Origin of the sequence: Gardnerella washingtoni (genome assembly GCF_049262705.1) — a bacterium.
Taxonomy (GTDB): domain Bacteria; phylum Actinomycetota; class Actinomycetes; order Actinomycetales; family Bifidobacteriaceae; genus Bifidobacterium; species Bifidobacterium vaginale_D.
Genome location: NZ_CP058398.1, coordinates 32,828 through 49,061 on the forward strand (window position 1 = coordinate 32,828; position 16,234 = coordinate 49,061).

13 protein-coding genes and 1 tRNA gene are annotated in these 16,234 nt (G+C 46.0%); 13 read left to right on the top strand and 1 reads right to left on the bottom strand.

Going from position 1 to position 16,234, the window contains the following annotated elements:
* The first annotated feature begins 6 nt into the window (after positions 1-6).
* The 12 genes from rplU (at position 7) to HXT28_RS00165 (ending at position 14,145) form a co-directional block, all read left to right on the top strand.
* Entirely contained in the window at positions 7-315 is a 309-nt protein-coding gene (gene rplU, locus HXT28_RS00110; protein WP_004129104.1) for a 50S ribosomal protein L21, read from the top strand.
* A gap of 33 nt (positions 316-348) precedes the next feature.
* Positions 349-600, top strand: coding sequence for a 50S ribosomal protein L27 (rpmA, locus tag HXT28_RS00115; RefSeq protein ID WP_004106248.1), 252 nt, complete (start codon positions 349-351; stop codon positions 598-600).
* A 345-nt stretch (positions 601-945) separates the two neighbouring features.
* A complete protein-coding gene (gene obgE, locus HXT28_RS00120; RefSeq protein ID WP_422113426.1) occupies positions 946-2,628 on the top strand; it encodes a GTPase ObgE in 1,683 nt (560 codons plus the stop codon).
* 119 nt (positions 2,629-2,747) lie between these two features.
* Positions 2,748-3,893, top strand: coding sequence for a glutamate 5-kinase (proB, locus tag HXT28_RS00125; RefSeq protein WP_422113427.1), 1,146 nt, complete (start codon positions 2,748-2,750; stop codon positions 3,891-3,893).
* A gap of 180 nt (positions 3,894-4,073) precedes the next feature.
* Positions 4,074-5,312 carry a pyridoxal phosphate-dependent aminotransferase gene (locus HXT28_RS00130; protein ID WP_422113428.1) on the top strand — a complete coding sequence of 413 codons (1,239 nt, stop codon included), beginning with the start codon at positions 4,074-4,076 and terminating at the stop codon, positions 5,310-5,312.
* Between the two features lie 117 nt (positions 5,313-5,429).
* Positions 5,430-5,505, top strand: a tRNA-Trp gene (locus HXT28_RS00135).
* A gap of 40 nt (positions 5,506-5,545) precedes the next feature.
* Positions 5,546-5,773: a preprotein translocase subunit SecE gene (gene secE / locus HXT28_RS00140; RefSeq protein ID WP_016636842.1), complete on the top strand. Its 228-nt coding sequence runs from the start codon at positions 5,546-5,548 to the stop codon at positions 5,771-5,773.
* A 26-nt stretch (positions 5,774-5,799) separates the two neighbouring features.
* The gene (gene nusG, locus HXT28_RS00145) at positions 5,800-6,738 is read left to right on the top strand and encodes a transcription termination/antitermination protein NusG (RefSeq protein WP_016636841.1); all 939 of its coding nucleotides are present in this window, start codon (positions 5,800-5,802) and stop codon (positions 6,736-6,738) included.
* A gap of 403 nt (positions 6,739-7,141) precedes the next feature.
* Positions 7,142-9,868: a hypothetical protein gene (locus HXT28_RS00150; protein ID WP_422113429.1), complete on the top strand. Its 2,727-nt coding sequence runs from the start codon at positions 7,142-7,144 to the stop codon at positions 9,866-9,868.
* 242 nt (positions 9,869-10,110) lie between these two features.
* Positions 10,111-12,084: a SpaH/EbpB family LPXTG-anchored major pilin gene (locus HXT28_RS00155; RefSeq protein WP_422113430.1), complete on the top strand. Its 1,974-nt coding sequence runs from the start codon at positions 10,111-10,113 to the stop codon at positions 12,082-12,084.
* A 668-nt stretch (positions 12,085-12,752) separates the two neighbouring features.
* Positions 12,753-13,793, top strand: coding sequence for a class C sortase (locus tag HXT28_RS00160; RefSeq protein WP_422113431.1), 1,041 nt, complete (start codon positions 12,753-12,755; stop codon positions 13,791-13,793).
* A gap of 64 nt (positions 13,794-13,857) precedes the next feature.
* The gene (locus tag HXT28_RS00165; protein WP_016636835.1) at positions 13,858-14,145 is read left to right on the top strand and encodes a hypothetical protein; all 288 of its coding nucleotides are present in this window, start codon (positions 13,858-13,860) and stop codon (positions 14,143-14,145) included.
* Between the two features lie 17 nt (positions 14,146-14,162).
* Here HXT28_RS00165 and HXT28_RS00170 read toward each other — a convergent pair whose 3' ends face one another.
* Positions 14,163-14,450: a type II toxin-antitoxin system RelB/DinJ family antitoxin gene (locus HXT28_RS00170; protein WP_422113432.1), complete on the bottom strand. Its 288-nt coding sequence runs from the start codon at positions 14,448-14,450 to the stop codon at positions 14,163-14,165.
* 440 nt (positions 14,451-14,890) lie between these two features.
* Between HXT28_RS00170 and HXT28_RS00175 the strand changes: the two genes are divergently transcribed.
* On the top strand, positions 14,891-15,913 hold the full coding sequence (locus HXT28_RS00175; RefSeq protein WP_422113433.1) for an ORF6N domain-containing protein: 1,023 nt from the start codon (positions 14,891-14,893) through the stop codon (positions 15,911-15,913).
* Positions 15,914-16,234: the final 321 nt, after the last annotated feature.

Here is a 16,234-nt window from a genome sequence, read left to right on the forward strand (position 1 = left end):
CGAATTATGTACGCGATTGTGAAGGCCGGTGGCCATCAAGAGAAGGTTGAGGTTGGCGACGCCATTCTCGTGAACCGTCTCGATGCAAAGAAGGGCGATACCGTGGAATTCCCGGTCGCGCTCGTTGTTGACGGTGCTAAGGTGACCTTAAGCGCCAAGGATCTTGCTAAGATTACGGTGAAGGCAGAAGTTTTAAACGACGAAGCCAAGGGTCCAAAGATTAGCATTATGAAGTTTAAGAACAAGACTGGCGTGGCTCGTCGCAAGGGTCACCGTCAGAAGTTGACTCTCGTCAAGATCACGGCCATCGCCTGATTGACGGTGTTATAAACCTGAAAGGACAGTGAGATGGCACATAAGAAGGGTGCGTCTAGCTCGCGCAACGGTCGCGACTCGCAAGCGCAATATCTTGGTGTGAAGAAGTTCGGCGGTGAAGCTGTAGTAGCTGGCAACATTATCGTTCGTCAGCGCGGTACTAAGTTCCACGCAGGTCAGAACGTGGCTTTGGGCAAGGATCACACGCTGTACGCTTTGGTGGATGGCAATGTGAAGTTCGGCATTCGTCGCGACCGCAAGGTTGTTGACGTGGTGACTGCCTGAGTCATAAGTTAAACCTGAGCCGCTTCGGTAATAAGTCGACAGTAAGTTGACGACGCGTCAGCAGTAAGTTGACGGTAAAGCGTTTAAGCCGCACCCAATTCGGTGCGGCTTTTTTGTTCTTGATTTGTTTCCGCGAGTTTGGAGCGTGTCTGTGTGGTGTGACGCTCGCGCGGGTAACGCGCTCGCTTACGAAACTCGCGTTGGAAGTCCACTGGACTTCCAACCTGAGCGAGTTTCCGCTCCGAATTGCTTTAGCGCGCGCTATGCTGCGCTCAAGCAGGTCGTCGCGCAAATGCGCGCATGATCCCGCGAATTTAAGTGTTTAGCTTCGAGTAAGGTAGCAGTATGAGTGATTTTGTAGATCGCGTAACAGTGCACGTGAAGGGCGGCGACGGCGGCAACGGTTCTGCCGGCGTGCGTCGCGAAAAATACAAGCCGTTGGCAGGTCCTAACGGTGGCAACGGCGGCGACGGTGGCTCCGTTATTTTTGTAGCTGACCGTAACGCCAACAGCTTACTGGATTACCGCTTCATGCCTCACCGCACTGCAGAAAGCGGTACGATGGGCTTAGGTGACACTAAAGACGGCTCAAAAGGTGCGGATTTAGTGCTTCCTGTGCCCGTTGGAACTGTTGTTTTTACAGCGCGCGGTGCTGCAGGCTCTCAAAAGCGGCCGGGCGAAGTTTTGGCGGATTTGCAGCACGTTGGAGACAAGTTCGTTGTAGCTCAAGGCGGTGCCGGCGGTCTTGGTAACGCAGCGCTTGCCAACAAAACTCGACGCGCGCCAGGATTCGCGCTTTTAGGCGAGCCTGGCGAAGAGCGCGACGTAATTTTGGAACTTAAATCTATTGCAGACGTAGCTCTAGTTGGCTTCCCATCGGCAGGAAAATCAAGCTTAGTCGCCTCAATGAGCGCAGCTAAACCAAAGATTGCAGACTATCCTTTTACTACTTTGGTACCAAATCTTGGCGTAGTAAGTTTTGGAAACTATCGCTACACAATTGCGGACGTGCCAGGTTTGATTCCGGGAGCTTCCGAAGGAAAAGGCTTAGGTCTTGAGTTTTTGCGTCATATTGAGCGTACGGAAATTATTGCGCACGTAATCGATTGCGCAACGCTGGAGCCAAACCGCGACCCTGTGAGTGACTACCACGCTCTAGAGCACGAACTTGCGCAATACGCAGATAAACTTGAGCTTCCGCTGGGTGCAATTCCAATTCCGGAGCGTCCGCGCATTATTGTGCTGAATAAAATCGACGTGCCAGAAGCTAAAGAATTGGCTGATTTCGTGCGCGGCGAATTTGAGGCGATGGGATTGACTGTATTTGAAATTTCTACCGCGTCTCACGAAGGATTGAAAGAGCTTGGTTTTGCTCTTGGGCGATTGGTTGAAAAAATGCGTGAGAAGCTCGCTGCTGAGGAAGCAGCGCGTGAGGAAGAGCGTGTTGTTATTCAGCCGCTTGAGCAGCAGACTTCAGCTTTGCGTCGTCGTCGCGATGATGGTCGCGGTAGTAGTGCCGATTTTGAGATTAAGCGCGAAGAAGACAGGAATGGTGATTTTTGGTTCACTGTTACTGGCACGAAACCTGAGCGCTGGGTTGTGCAAACGAATTTCGACAATGACGAAGCCGTCGGCTATTTGGCGGATCGCTTGGCAAAGCTTGGCGTTGAAGATGAGTTGCGCAAGAAGGGTGCGCGTCCAGGAGACGAAATTCGTATTGGCACTGGGAATCATATGGTTTGCTTCGACTGGGATCCAAGTATTGCTGCCGGCGCAGAAGGATTGGACGGCGCTAACTTGGGTGCTCGTGGCAAGGATTTGCGACTCGAAGCGAACGATCCTCGCGGAGCAAGGCGCACGAATGCTGAGCGTAGACGAGATTATCACAGCATGATGGATGCAAAGAGCGCAGTTCGAGACGCAATGATGGCTGAACGAAAGTCTGGCCACTGGGCGGATCCTTCCGTAGATGACGATCGTCATGACGAAAATAGCTTGTTCGGGCGAGGCGAAGAGCAGAAAAACTAGCTATATTGCACTCAACATTACGTCCGTAAGTTTTGACTGCAAGTTGTGTCCGCAAGTTGTGTCCGCAAATTACGCCTAAAAGTCGCGTCAAAAATATCGATAATAAAAAGGAACCATATATGAATAATCCAGCAATTGAGCTTACCGAAGAAGGGGTTCGGCGTTCAATTCGTGAAGCGCGCACAATCGTAGTGAAAGTAGGTTCAAGTTCGCTTACGAATTCGTCCGGGCAGCTGGATGTGCAAAAGTTGCGCGCTCTTGTGACTGCAATAAGTCATGCGCAAATGCAAGGTGCTCGCATTGTGCTTGTGTCTTCTGGTGCAATTGCAGCTGGATTTGGTTTGCTCGGCTTCGGCGAACGTCCTAAAGATGTGCCAACTCAGCAGGCAACGGCTTCAGTTGGTCAAGGATTGCTTATGGCTCAATACGAGGCAGCTTTTGCACAATTTGGCTTCCGCGTAGGGCAAATGCTTCTTACGGCGGACGTTACTATTTCGCCGTCACGCTACCGAAACGCGCAACGCACGATGCTGCGATTGCTGGAACTTGGCGTAATTCCAATCGTAAACGAAAACGACGCGCTTTCTAGCAACGAAATTCGATTTGGTGACAACGATCGTCTTGCAGCTCTTGTGGCGAATATTGTGCGCGCGGAAGCGCTTGTGCTGCTTACGGATGTGGATTCCCTTTATACTGCGCCGCCGAGCGAGCCGGGTGCTAAGCGTGTGAGTTTTGTGCCGGATGTGACGCGTGCGCTAGAAGAAGTGAAAGTTGGGGCAAGTGTTTCTGGCATAGGTACTGGGGGTATGGTGACGAAGATGGAAGCTGCGCATGTTGCTGCAGTTTCTGGAATTCCAACTGTGCTAACTTGCGCTGGAAGTGCTGGCCCGGCACTGGCTGGAGATGCTGTTGGCACTGTGTTTGCGCCGGTGCATACGCGCGATTCTTCAAGGCGACTGTGGATTGGTTTTGCTTCGCATCCGCACGGTGCTTTGGTGGTTGATGATGGTGCTGCAAAGGCGGTTCGCGGAGGTCGCGCGAGTTTGCTTGCGGCCGGTATTGTGCGTGTTAGCGGCGAGTTTTCGGCGACGGATCCTGTGTGGATTGACGATGAGCAAGGTAACCACTTGGCTAAGGGTTTGGTTGCTTTCGACGCGGAAGAAATTCCTGAGATTATGGGGCGTACGAGCGATGAGCTTGAAGAATCACTCGGTCGTCAGTATGCGCATCCGGTGGTGCACCGCGACAATCTTGTGCTTGTGTAGTTAGCTGCAGCTCCAAACGTGCGCAACTTTTCTCGTGTTTGGAGGGTTGTGTCGTGATTTTCGCTCCAAACGTGGGGAACTTTTCTCGTGTTTGGAGGGTTTGGTCTGGTTTAGCGCTCCAAACGTGGGGAATTTTCCGGCAGATTTGTCGTTTCGCGGCTTAAGGTTACACTAGAAATCATGGCAGAGAATATGGTAGATACTTCCGCACAAGAAAATTGGCGCGTATTAAGTGAGCGTATTAACCGAGTCGCTCCGAGCGCAACTTTGGCAGTAGATGGCAAGGCAAAAGCTATGAAAGCTGCCGGCATTGACGTAGTAAGTTTCGGCGCAGGAGAGCCAGATTTTCCTACTCCTTCTTATATTGTCGAAGCTGCAGCTGCCGCTTGCAAAGACCCACGCAACTACCGCTATACCGCAACTGCCGGTCTTCCGGAACTTAGAGAAGCTATTGCGCGCAAGGTAAAGCGCGATTCCGGTTACGAAGTTTCCCCAAATCAAGTCGTAGTAACAAACGGCGGAAAGCAAGCTGTGTACGAAGCTTGCCAAATTCTTTTACATGATGGCGATGAAGTTATTATTCCAGCGCCTTATTGGACAAGCTATCCGGAGGCTGTAAAGCTTGCAGGCGGCGTGCCTGTGCCGGTCTTGGCAGGTGCAGACTGCGGTTTTGAGCCAGATATTGAGGCGATTGAGGCCGCTCGCACTCCACGCACGCGCGCAATCATTGTAACTTCGCCGTCGAATCCTACCGGAGCTATTTGGAGCGCACAAACTATTCGCGCAATCGGCGAGTGGGCTGTAAAACACCATATTTGGGTGCTTTCTGACGAAATTTACGAGCATTTGCATTACGACGGTATTTCGACTTCGTATATTGGCGTCGAAGTTCCGGAGGTGCGCAATCAGCTATTGATTTTGAACGGCGTTGCCAAGACTTACGCTATGCCTGGCTGGCGCGTTGGCTGGATGGTGGCGCCTGCTGACGTTGCTAAGGCTGCTGTAAAGCTGCAGAGTCACATGACTTCTAACGTTTCTAATATTTCGCAACGTGCTGCGATTGCTGCAGTTGGCGGATCTCTGGACGTGGTTGCCACTATGCGTGAGGCGTTTGACGCTCGACGCAAAGCCATTGTGGCGGCGTTGAACAATATTGACGGCGTTACCTGCCCGCTTCCTCACGGCGCTTTTTATGCGTTTGCTCACGTTGAAGCGTTGCTTGAGCGTCCGCTTGGCGAGCATCGCGAGGTGCCGCATACTTCTGCACGATTTGCTGAAATGCTGCTCGATGAAGCGCATGTTGCTGCGGTTCCTGGTGAGGCTTTTGGCGCTCCTGGATATTTGCGTTTCTCTTGTGCGTTAGGTGACGACCAGCTTGCTGAGGGCATGCGTCGCATGAAGCAGTGGGTTGAAGCGTAACTGCGCGACACTCGCTAATGCGTGGAGATGTAGCGAAATCATGCCCATGAGATAACATATCTATCTGGCGGTTTTGCTATGTCGCCCCATCTGGGGTATGATAGGCAAGTTCCCCTTAGGGATGTGGCGCAATTGGTAGCGCAACGGTCTCCAAAACCGTAGGTTGTGGGTTCGAGTCCCGCCGTCCCTGCCAGTTTTTTTTTAGTTCATATTTTTTACACGAAGGATTAGGCATGGCACAGGCACACAGCAGTAAGAAAGCAGTAACGCCGAATTTGTTCATGCGTATTGGCATGTTCATCAACCAAACTATTGATGAGACGCGTAAGGTTATTGCACCTCACGGTAAAGAGTTGTTTGCCTGGTCATTTGCAGTGTTCGTATTTGTTGTATTTTTAATGGCTTTCGTTACCTGCATGGACTTTGGTTTAGGCAAGTTCGTTATGTGGTTGTTCGGCTGAGTTGAAATTTTGAAGGTGTTTACAGTATGACTGATGAGTTCAATCTCGAAGAAGCAGATGAAGCGTCTGTAAATCAAGCCGCTGCTGTGGCTGCAGACGTTGATGCTGACGCTAGTGATGCTGCTGCTTACGCTGCCATCGATGCGCTTGATGCCACCACGGTGGATGCTGAAGCTGTTGCAACTCCTGCAGCTGAAGATGATTCAGATGCTGATGCAGCGGTCGCTGGTGTTGCTGATGCTGCAACTGGTGTGACAACTGCCGATGCTGTAGCCGACGAAGCCGGTGCTCAAGATGCCGGTGCTCAAGATGCTGATGATGCAACATCTCAAGAGGCTGATCCAACTGATGCTGGTGCAATTGCTGTAGCTGAATTTTCTAAGAAACTGCGCACGTTGGAAGGCAAGTGGTATGTGCTTCACACATATTCCGGCTACGAAAAGCGCGTAAAAACTAACGTTGAATCTCGCGTGCAGAGCTTTGGTTTGGAAGATAAAATTTTCCAGATTGAAGTTCCTATGGAAGAAGTCGAAAAGCATACGGAGAAGGGTAAGAAGATTATTACCCGCGTTCGTGTGCCTGGCTATGTGCTGATTCGCATGTGGCCTGACGAGAATGCTCGCCGCATTGTTCGCGAAACTGAGGGTGTGACTGGTTTTGTTGGTCCTTCTAGGGAACCGGCACCATTGACTCGCAAAGAAGTTGTGGCAATGATGGCTCCTATGATTGCTTCTGAAGCTTTGAGGAATGCTGGTGATAAGCCTGCTGCTGCACGTAAGCGCACTGTTGAAGTTGCTTACAAGGTTGGCGATCAGGTAACAGTTACCGATGGACCATTCTCTACGATGGCTGCTGTGGTTTCCGATGTGGAGCCTACAACTCAAAAGCTTACTGTGTTGGTTTCCATCTTTGGTCGTGAAACTCCTGTGGAGCTTGGATTCAACCAAGTGGAGCCGATTGTTTGAGCTGAAAGCCTAAGCTTTGTAGCTTTTATAACTTTTATAGCTTTTATAAACCGGGGTGCGTGATTCGCACTCCGGTTTTTGTTTATTTGATTGAAATTGCTGTGTTTGTAATCTGCGTTATTCGTACTTCAGTTTTGGCAGTTTTGTTGAGGGTTATTTACCGCGACACGCCGTAAAATGATAGATTTTCTTGCAATCTTACGGCTTTTATCAATATGCATAATAAATATTTTCAAAATAATTACTTTGACTTGAATTGAGCCATGGGGGGGGGTATACTCTCAGCTGTACATTACGAAAGGGGTCAGATTCCGCCTGGTTGTTAATTGGAGCCGTTGGGTTTCGTTAATTCTGAGGCCTTGAAATATTAAGATTGATTATGACGATATAAGGAGAGTATGTTATGACTGCTCCGGAATCTAATATATTTTTAAGGCGTGTGCGCGCGATTTTCGATTTCGCTGCTCACCGCCGTGACTCTAGCGTTGCAAGAGCATCTAAAGAGGCTTCTTGCGCCGCTTTACGCTTAAACGCGTCCAAAAACGCGTCTAAAAATGTATCCAAAAGCTCGTTCGTAAAATCATCTAAAAATTCGTCTCAAAAAGCGTGCGGTTCGTGCACGAGTCGAGCGTTACTTTCGTTATTTGTAGCATCTGCAACGTTGCTTGCTACTTTTGTGATTGCTCCTGCTTATGCGTTGAGCGCTGGCGAGAATGCTGGTGTAAGCGCTGCTGCTAATACTACTGTTCCTGCTGAGAAGGCTGAGGGTGCTAAGTCTGGTTCTACTAAGACTGAGGGTGAGCAGAAGCAGCAGTCCGAGCAGAGTGAATCTAATAATGCTGAATCTGATAAGAAAAATACTGGCTCTTCTGATGCTTTAAAGAAGAATAATAATAAGGAATTGAAGCCTGTTGAAAAGCAGCCGAAGACTGCTGGTAACAATGGTGTTGATAAGGCTAAGGCTGATTCTGATGTAAAGAAAAACGCTAAAGATGCCCAAAAGAAAGCTGCTTCTGCGGATGCTGTTAAAGGCACTGACAGAGATGCGAATGAAGATCCTCAGCTTCCGGACGAGTGCAAGGGTAATAAAAAGTATAATACTCCTGAAAAATGCTACAGTATTACGTATGGTAATAAAAATATAGTAGACATTAAAGGCGATAATGACAGGCCTTATACTAAGGTTCCTCAGATTTTTAACCCAACAATAGAAGTTGCTGGTAATAATCAGACGACATTACCTAAGGACGTGTGGCTTGAGTTGAAGGCGTACGGTAGTACTGATTATGTAAAGTATGCTTTTTTCAAGGGCGAGAATGATAAGAATGATAACTACACTGCTAAATCTACGAGAAATGTATCTAATAGCGATGGTTCTATACGCTTTTTCCCAAGCAAATGGCTGAAAGCTGCATACTATAAGTTTAAAGTTGTAATACATTATAAAGGTGTTTCTAAAACACAATTTAAGATAATTAAAGTAAAACTTGCTACAAAGGATTTGCCTAATCCTCAATCTGGTGATTTATCGCTGAGTTTATACGATTTTGTGAATAAGCAGGATGATGTTGCGGTAAGTGGTAATAAAATTACTATAAAACCAAATTCTGATAGTCAAGGTGCTGGCGGAAGTACTACTGACAGTAATGATAAAAAAGACGTTTACGATTCTATTAATAAGCTTTTTATTGACTCGCAATCGAAAGATAAGCGAGGTGAGCTTTACCATCACATGATTTGCAATGATGGTGCCAATAATTACACGGTAGATAGTTTTAATGGGTTGAGTCTTAAAGATAAAAAAGATGATCCTTCTGCAGATAATCAGACTCAGTTCAAGCATATGGTAAATGAAAAGCGCCCTGATTTTGGTGCAGAGGATTCTGCTTTGTATGAGAATGATGATTATACTGAACGCTCTCAAAGTTGGATTACTGGTACGCCTACAAAGGCTGGAACTTTTGAGTGCAAAGTGTTTGCTATTAAAAAAGATGTTGAATTAGAGGGAAAATCAGACGGCGGTAAAGAGCCGAAATCTTCTAAGCTAGTAAAAGAGTTTGATGCTAGAGCAGCAACTCCGGCAGGTAAGCAATCCCTGTTTGAGGGAAACATTGTTGAAGATAAGTGGGCTAATAAAGCGTCTATTAAGCAAGGCGTTGACTGGGATTATAAGTCAGTTACGATTGAGGTGAAGTCGAATAAGCCTCCAGAGCCGGAGCCGCCAAAAATTGGTGATAATGATCTTACGCTGAAAGTGTATCCGTTTAAAAACGGCGATGGTTCGTTGCCGACTGCGTTGTCTGACAAGAATAACGATATTTCTGCGATGCTCGGTATGGAGCTTAAGCCGTTTATTGATGCTACTTCTGCGGCGGATAGCACGAAGAAGATTACGTTGCGCGTGCTGTGCTCGAAGGGCGAGAAGAAGGCTGCTGCTGATGCCGGAGGTGGCGGCTCTGCTGTCGGTGACTCAAATGGCGCTACTGCTGTCGATGGTTCGTCTAGCAGTGCGCAATCTGGCTCGCAAAGTGAGCAGCCTTCTGGTTCGTCGCAAGCTGCGGAGAATCTTGAATACAAGACTTGGAGTAGTAATCTTGCCGAACTTGGGCTGAGTGTGCCTGCGGATAATAATCAAAATACGTGCCACTCTAATAAAGAAGGCGATAAGACTTGCGCGTCGGCTGATCCTAAGACGAATGTGGCTGCGCGAACTGATAAGGAAGTGAGCATAAAGCCGAGCATAAAGCCGAGCATAAAGCCGACTGAGGTTGGCGATTACCAGTGCGTTGTGTATGCGTTGAAGCCTGAAGCGCTTACTAAGTTTGATGATGCAATAAGCAAAGCCGCTCAATCTGGCAGCTTAACGCCTACGTTGATAAGCTCTGCGCTAACTTCTGCTACTCCTACGGCTTTTAAGGAACATAAGGATTTTGCTGCTTTTACGCTCAATATTCAATTGGCGAGTAATTTCACTTTGCCGCACACGGGTGGTCAGAGTTGGAATTTGCAGCTGGGTATTCTTGCAGCGCTATTGGTGAATCTGTTGGCGGCTGGCTTCGTGGTAAGTCAAAGTGAGCGCGGTCGCAAATTAATTTTGGGAAGGTGGCGAGGCTTATGCAATCACGTATAAAGCAGTTGTATATGCATTTACTTGCGGTGCTGCGCATAAGGCGACTGCGTACGCATTTGCGCATAAAGCCTTCCTGTTTCGCGCATTGTTTTATTGCGTATTGTTTTATTGCGCAATCTTTCGGGATTTGGGAGCGTGATAACACAAGGTAAATGCCAAAAATTTTGAAACTTTACTCGTATGAGCATGATAAATGCAAATCAATTTTCTACTTGCTGTAAAAAGCAATGAAAGGAGTGAACATGAAAAAGTTCACTAATAAATTCGTGGCGGCGGTGGCGTCGCTTGCGATGGCTGGCACGCTGTGCGTCGCCGGCGCTGTAACAATGGCTGGCGTTGCGTGGGGTAGTCCTAATCAGTTACAGGGACCACCGGATAGACCTGCTCCGGCTCCGTGGGAGACTGGTGCTCCACAGAATGGCACTATAACCATTCTCAAGTGCGTGAAGGATAAGGACGCTAAAACTCCTTCTACTCCTTCTTCTACTACTTCTGCTACTTCTACTAGAGGTGGTGGGAAGCATGTTCCTCAGGTACAATCGGTTTCTTGCCCTACTGGTTTTAAGCCGCTTGAAAATGCTACTTTCAAATTGACTAAGGTCGTTTCTGCTAAGGAAGGCGATAAAGACGTTACTTTGGATCTTAACAAGTTTGAGTCTTGGCAGAAGATTGCGAAACTTGTTACTAAGTTGAATGATCACACTATTAAAGACAGTGGTGATGATGCAGAAGTCAAGTTTGATACTACTAACACCATTGATCCGAAGACCACTAGCGATAAGGGTATAGCCAAGTTTGGTACTAAGAGTTCTCCTCTTGCTCTTGGCTTGTACAAAGTTGAGGAAACTAGCGCGCCTAAGGGCTATGGTGTTTCTGATTTGCAATCCTTCTATATGACGCTTCCTTTGCCAGAGTACACTACTACCACGGGCAAGGATGCCAAGACGACTGTGTCTTACAACTATAATCCTACTGTGAAGCCGAAGAATAAGGATCTCTCGGCTACTATTCAGAAGGTTTACGATAAGACTAAGTTCGCTAGCGTTAAGGATAAAGTGCCTTTTACGATCACTGCGGAAGTGAACAAAGCTAAGCCTAAAGAGGGTAAGTTGACTGCTGCTAATCTTCAGGGTTATAAGGTCTTCGATGATGCTCCAACTGCTGCCTTGACAGTGAAAAAGGCTGCTGGCGAAACAACTGATCCAACTCTTGCTGATGCTGTGAAGACTGTGAAGATTGGTACAACGACTCTTGAAAAGGGTACTTCTGCTACTGACGCTAAGGATTACAACGTCACTTTAGTGACTGATAGTTCTAAACCTGAAGGTAAGGATCTTGCTACTGGTCACACTCGTATTCTTGTGACGTTTACTGATGCTGGCTTAGATAAGATTGCTACTGCCTTGAATAACGTTACTGAAGGTCAAGAAGCACCTAAGGTTACGGTTGATCTCGAGTTTGAGATTAATCCTGATTACCAGACTGGCACTGCTCCAACCGAATCTAAGCCAATGTCTGAGGATGATAAGAAGAAGGATGAGATTGTAAACAAGTCCGGCTTCTTCCAGGCTCATGAGAGTAATGAGAGTGACTTGCCGCCAATCATTCCTGATAATGAGCATTCTAAAGCGACTATTGACTTCGGTTTCCTTGATGTCCATAAGTACTACATGAAGGACGGCAAGCAAGAAAATCTTTCGGGTGCTGAGTTCAGGATTTTTGCTGATGAGAAAAAGGCAAATGCTTGCGCTAAAGGACTTGCGGATCTTACCAAGAAAGTAAACCAGATTAAAGCTTGCAGGGCTGCGTCAACTATTAGTGATGCTACTGCAAATGCTGGTGCTTCCCAACCAGCTGGCGCTGCTGCTACTGACGTACATACTGCTACAACAAACGCTGAAGGTAAGTTTACAACTCCGTACAAGACTCGCGCTGGTGAGCCGGTTTATCTTGTTGAGGTTAAAGCTCCTACGGGTTATGCGCTTTCTCCTGTAGTTCATGCTGTGACTGTTGAGAAAGATAAGACTACGACTGAGCCGTTTGAGGACTTCCCACTTAAGGGTGGCGAAGATGGTAAGAGCTTCTGGTTCAATCTTCCTGCAACCGGTGCTTATGGCGTGCTGATTTTCGCTGTCGTGGGCATGGTTCTTATTGTTGCGAGCGTGATTCTGTACGTGCGCAATCGCAAGGAAGAAGAACAGCAGCAGAACGCTTGATTCGCTTTCTGAAGCTGGTCTTGTAGTCTAATAGCAAAGTGTGAGTCTAGGGTTTACTGAACTAAATCCTAGACTCACTTGCTTTTATAATCGTAATCTCCCAAAACATTCGGAAGCTTTGTACCAGTGCTTTGCTAACGCTGGTTTTGTAGCTTTGCAGTCGTGCTTTGCTAACGTTGAGTACTTGTTGATGAGTGAGCTTTAGCATTATTGCTCTGCTGACGTTGAGTATTTATTGCTTAGAGAACACTAGCATTCATGCTGCCGCACACACCACGCCAAACCTACTCTCAACCACTAACTCACCCGAAGCTTAGTTGCACTGAGTAAACCACGCACTTTCGTAACTTTCTGCACGAGTCTATGAGTTTTGTGTTGTGTTTAGTGTGTTGAGAGGCTGGAAAAATTGTGTTCAGCACTAAAAGAGGACTGAGCGAACGCAACACAACATAAACAAGGTTTTACTACAGTAAAAATGCTTCATATGAGTGCGGAGTGAAGGACGGGACGTGCGCAAACACAAATTTTCCAGCCTCGTAAAAACCAAAAACTAAATCAGTTACAAAACTCATAGACGATACGCAAGAATCTCGCAAAACAAAATCGCGAATAAACTAAAACAAAAAAGTAAAAGCAATCTAAGCCTAATTATCCCACAAGGAGGAAGCATGAAATTAAACGAAGCTGTTACAAAAGTATATGCTTTCTTCAAGCAGAACAAAGCAAAATCAGCAGCAAAACCCGCAACCGAATCAACCCAAGCCTCATCAACCCAAGACTCAGCAACCGCACCAAAATCCGCACCAAAACCAACGAAAAAACCAAAATCCAAACTTCGCCGCACTCTCGAGCCAATCGCCCTCGCACTTGCCGCAATTTTGTGCTTCACGTACCCGGTTGCGTCAACGTTGTGGAATAACAAGGTATCGAAGGAAGTTTCTGTAGCCTACGATCGCCTGAGTCGTAAGCAGACTGCGAGCGCTCGCGAGAAGATTTTGCGTGCGGCTCGTCGTTATAATGCGCGCCACAAGTCGATTATTACGTCTGATCCTTATGATGGCACAACGGATTATATGAAAACGCCGGAGTATAAGGATTACGCGAAGCAGTTGGATGGGCCGATGGGCATTATGGGCATTGTAAAGATCCCGAAGATTGGTGTTAAGTTGCCGATTTATCACGGTAGTTCGCAGGAGGTTTTGGCGTATGGAGCTGGTCACTTGTATGGCACGGATTTGCCGGTTGGGGGCAAAACTCGTCACGCTGTTGTGACAGCGCATACGGGTTTGCCAAATGCGACTATGTTTGATGATTTAGTGGAACTGAAGAAAGGCGATTACTTCTACTTTGACGTGCAAGGGGAGACGCTGCGTTACAAGGTGTTCCGCATTAGCGTGGTCGATCCGCATGATATTAGGTTGCTTCAGCGTGAGAAGGGGCGCGATTTGGCGACGCTGCTCACGTGCACGCCGTATGGTGTGAATACGCAGAGGCTGCTGGTTACTGGGTATCGCGTGCTACCGGATCCGGTTTCGTCGCCAGGAGACAAGTTGCAGTGGTCGCTTTGGATGACGATGTTCGTGCTCGCGCTTATTGGCTGTGCGATGATTCTTGCCACCATGATTTTGGCTGCGGTTCGCCGTCGTCGTCGTGAGGCAAACCTCGACAGCGCTAAGCATGTGGGTAAAAAATATGTTGTTAGTAAATAGTTGATAAGTCTAAATAATATGTGACAGCATTTCGTATACGAAAGTATTGAGAGTAAGAGTGATTATGGCTAATTTTCGTGGTGAAGGTGGCGTTGATGTCACTGATGAAATGCTTGATAAATGGGAAAGTGATGCTGAAAAAGGTATCTATCATGGCAAAGCTGGTAATTTGCGTATTAAAAAGCCGCTTGGTAGACCGCCTCTTTACAAAGAAGCTATGTTGCCTATAACTTTTCGTATATCTGCTGAAGATGCTGATGCTCTAAAAGCTTCTGCTGATAAGCAGGGTGTGAAGATCGGGGATGTTGTGCGCGAAGCTTGCAAACTGCTTCTTTCGCAGCAAGCAAGTTGAGTTGATTGGCTGATTTTCTATTTATCGTCGTGGCGGTTGCTTAGATTGTGCTCTTCGAGCTTGATAGTGCCATTTTTAACGCCGTCAATCTGCGATTTCAAATATGCCTGATTTGACGGCGAGTAAAATGGGTCTAGCGAAAAATCTAACGGTATTCTCTTTTCGCGACCAATCGTTTTAATAAACACGTTCAGCGCGGCGCTCATAGAGATTCCGAGTTCTTTGCAAACTCGTTCTGCGTTGAGTTTGTCTTCTTTCTTTGCGCGAAAGTTTACGTTTACCATGTCTGTTGTTGCTGTAGTCATTTTGACTCCTATGTCTATGGTGAATTTTGTACTTTTTCTTATATCTCTCATATAAGTATACAATAATTCTATACAATGTAACGTAAATATCATTAATTATGCTTACAAACTTCCGCTGGCTGTCTTCCAACTTTCGTAAGTTTGTACCCAACTTGGAAGCAGACTTCCAAGTTGCATAGTTTTATTGAGAGCTTGTTTTAGAAATTAACTCTTTACTTTGCTTGAGTTTTGGAGAATAATCCGAGTTCGTTGCTTCTTATCTGTGAAATCTTATAGAATTGTATTTATGCGCTGACACGTGCTAGTTTTCTGCTAGTTTTAGAAGTTTTGTGGCTTGTGATTGATTTTGTATTGTGCTTGCGATTTATGGGGTTGTGTCAGAAGTTTACGGTTTTATTGCAAAACTATAGGTTTTACTTATATTTTGAGGAAGGGATTTTATGGTAGAACGGAATAAAAATTTAGTTATTGTGGACGCTAAAAGCGAGTCTGTTAAAACGCTTATAGACGCTAAAACGATAAAAGAAAAAATTTATAACATTCGCAATCAAAAAGTCATGCTTGATGTGGATTTAGCTGAAATATATGGGTACAGTACAAGAGCGTTCAATCAACAAGTAAAAAATAACATAGAAAAGTTTGATAACGACTTTATGTTTCAATTAAACAAATCCGAGTTGAAATATTTGCAATCAAATTTTTTGACCGCAAATATTAGTTCTAAAAGTAGGTCACTGCCTTATGCTTTTACTGAGCAGGGTATTTATATGCTCATGACGGTGTTAAGAGGCGAACTTGCCACAATGCAGTCGAAAGCGCTTATTAGAACCTTTAAGCAAATGAAGGATTATATTGTTGAAAATAAGGATTTTATTGGCGCGAACGAGTTAGCGCAGCTGGCGATTCAAACGAATCAGAATACTAAAGATATAGCGGAAATAAAATCTCGAATGGCAACTAAGGAAGATTTTAATAAGGTAATGGATAATTTTATTAATCCAGATACGTATAAACATTTTCTTCTTATGGATGGCAATAAAATAGAAGCGGATCTTGCGTATTCTAAAATATATAAGTCGGCTAAGAAAAGCATTTACGTTGTAGATAATTATATTGGTCTTAAAACGTTGGAACTCTTGCGGTTTGCTAGAGAAGGGGTTGAAATCGTAGTTTTTAGTGATAACGCTAGGAACAAGAATATGCTTACGGAAAGCATGTTGAGTGATTTTGTAAGCGATTATCCAGGTGTTGATTTGAAGTTTAAGACTGCTGGCAGAAAGTATCATGATAGGTATGTGGTTATAGATTATGGGACTGATGATGAGGCTGTTTATCTTTGTGGCGCTTCGTCGAAAGATGCTGGCGGCAAAATATCAACTATTACGCGGATAGAGTTTTTGAATTTGCGCTTGTATCATGCGATGTTTGATGAGTTGTTAAAGAATCCTGAGTTAGAGTTTTAACATGTTATAATGTTCTAGCGTTTGGCACTCAACTTGGAAGCAGGCTTCCAAGTTGCGAAAGGCAAATTGATTGAATAAACCGTATTCGCGTGAATTGTGTAGTTGATTGGCTGATTGAAAAGGCTTTACGATTGGGAAATTGGTGCAGCTTGGTTCCTCGACTGTGTCTTTAATGACAGCGGCTTTCGTGGATTTTTGCAGACTTACGGCTCGCCTAAGTTCATGAGTATGGGAATTAATAACGAAATTTCCAGTAATAAATATAATCAATTATGACAAACTTAATTGCATTGTCATTGGAGCACGCAGATATCGTACTTA

What these genes read in the sequence shown, in the direction of transcription:
- rplU (WP_004129104.1), top strand. Translation starts at nt 7, where the DNA reads ATGTACGCGATTGTGAAGGCCGGTGGCCATCAAGAGAAGGTTGAGGTT.
- rpmA (WP_004106248.1), top strand. Translation starts at nt 349, where the DNA reads ATGGCACATAAGAAGGGTGCGTCTAGCTCGCGCAACGGTCGCGACTCG.
- obgE (WP_422113426.1), top strand. Translation starts at nt 946, where the DNA reads ATGAGTGATTTTGTAGATCGCGTAACAGTGCACGTGAAGGGCGGCGAC.
- proB (WP_422113427.1), top strand. Translation starts at nt 2,748, where the DNA reads ATGAATAATCCAGCAATTGAGCTTACCGAAGAAGGGGTTCGGCGTTCA.
- HXT28_RS00130 (WP_422113428.1), top strand. Translation starts at nt 4,074, where the DNA reads ATGGCAGAGAATATGGTAGATACTTCCGCACAAGAAAATTGGCGCGTA.
- secE (WP_016636842.1), top strand. Translation starts at nt 5,546, where the DNA reads ATGGCACAGGCACACAGCAGTAAGAAAGCAGTAACGCCGAATTTGTTC.
- nusG (WP_016636841.1), top strand. Translation starts at nt 5,800, where the DNA reads ATGACTGATGAGTTCAATCTCGAAGAAGCAGATGAAGCGTCTGTAAAT.
- HXT28_RS00150 (WP_422113429.1), top strand. Translation starts at nt 7,142, where the DNA reads ATGACTGCTCCGGAATCTAATATATTTTTAAGGCGTGTGCGCGCGATT.
- HXT28_RS00155 (WP_422113430.1), top strand. Translation starts at nt 10,111, where the DNA reads ATGAAAAAGTTCACTAATAAATTCGTGGCGGCGGTGGCGTCGCTTGCG.
- HXT28_RS00160 (WP_422113431.1), top strand. Translation starts at nt 12,753, where the DNA reads ATGAAATTAAACGAAGCTGTTACAAAAGTATATGCTTTCTTCAAGCAG.
- HXT28_RS00165 (WP_016636835.1), top strand. Translation starts at nt 13,858, where the DNA reads ATGGCTAATTTTCGTGGTGAAGGTGGCGTTGATGTCACTGATGAAATG.
- HXT28_RS00170 (WP_422113432.1), bottom strand. Translation starts at nt 14,450, where the DNA reads ATGACTACAGCAACAACAGACATGGTAAACGTAAACTTTCGCGCAAAG.
- HXT28_RS00175 (WP_422113433.1), top strand. Translation starts at nt 14,891, where the DNA reads ATGGTAGAACGGAATAAAAATTTAGTTATTGTGGACGCTAAAAGCGAG.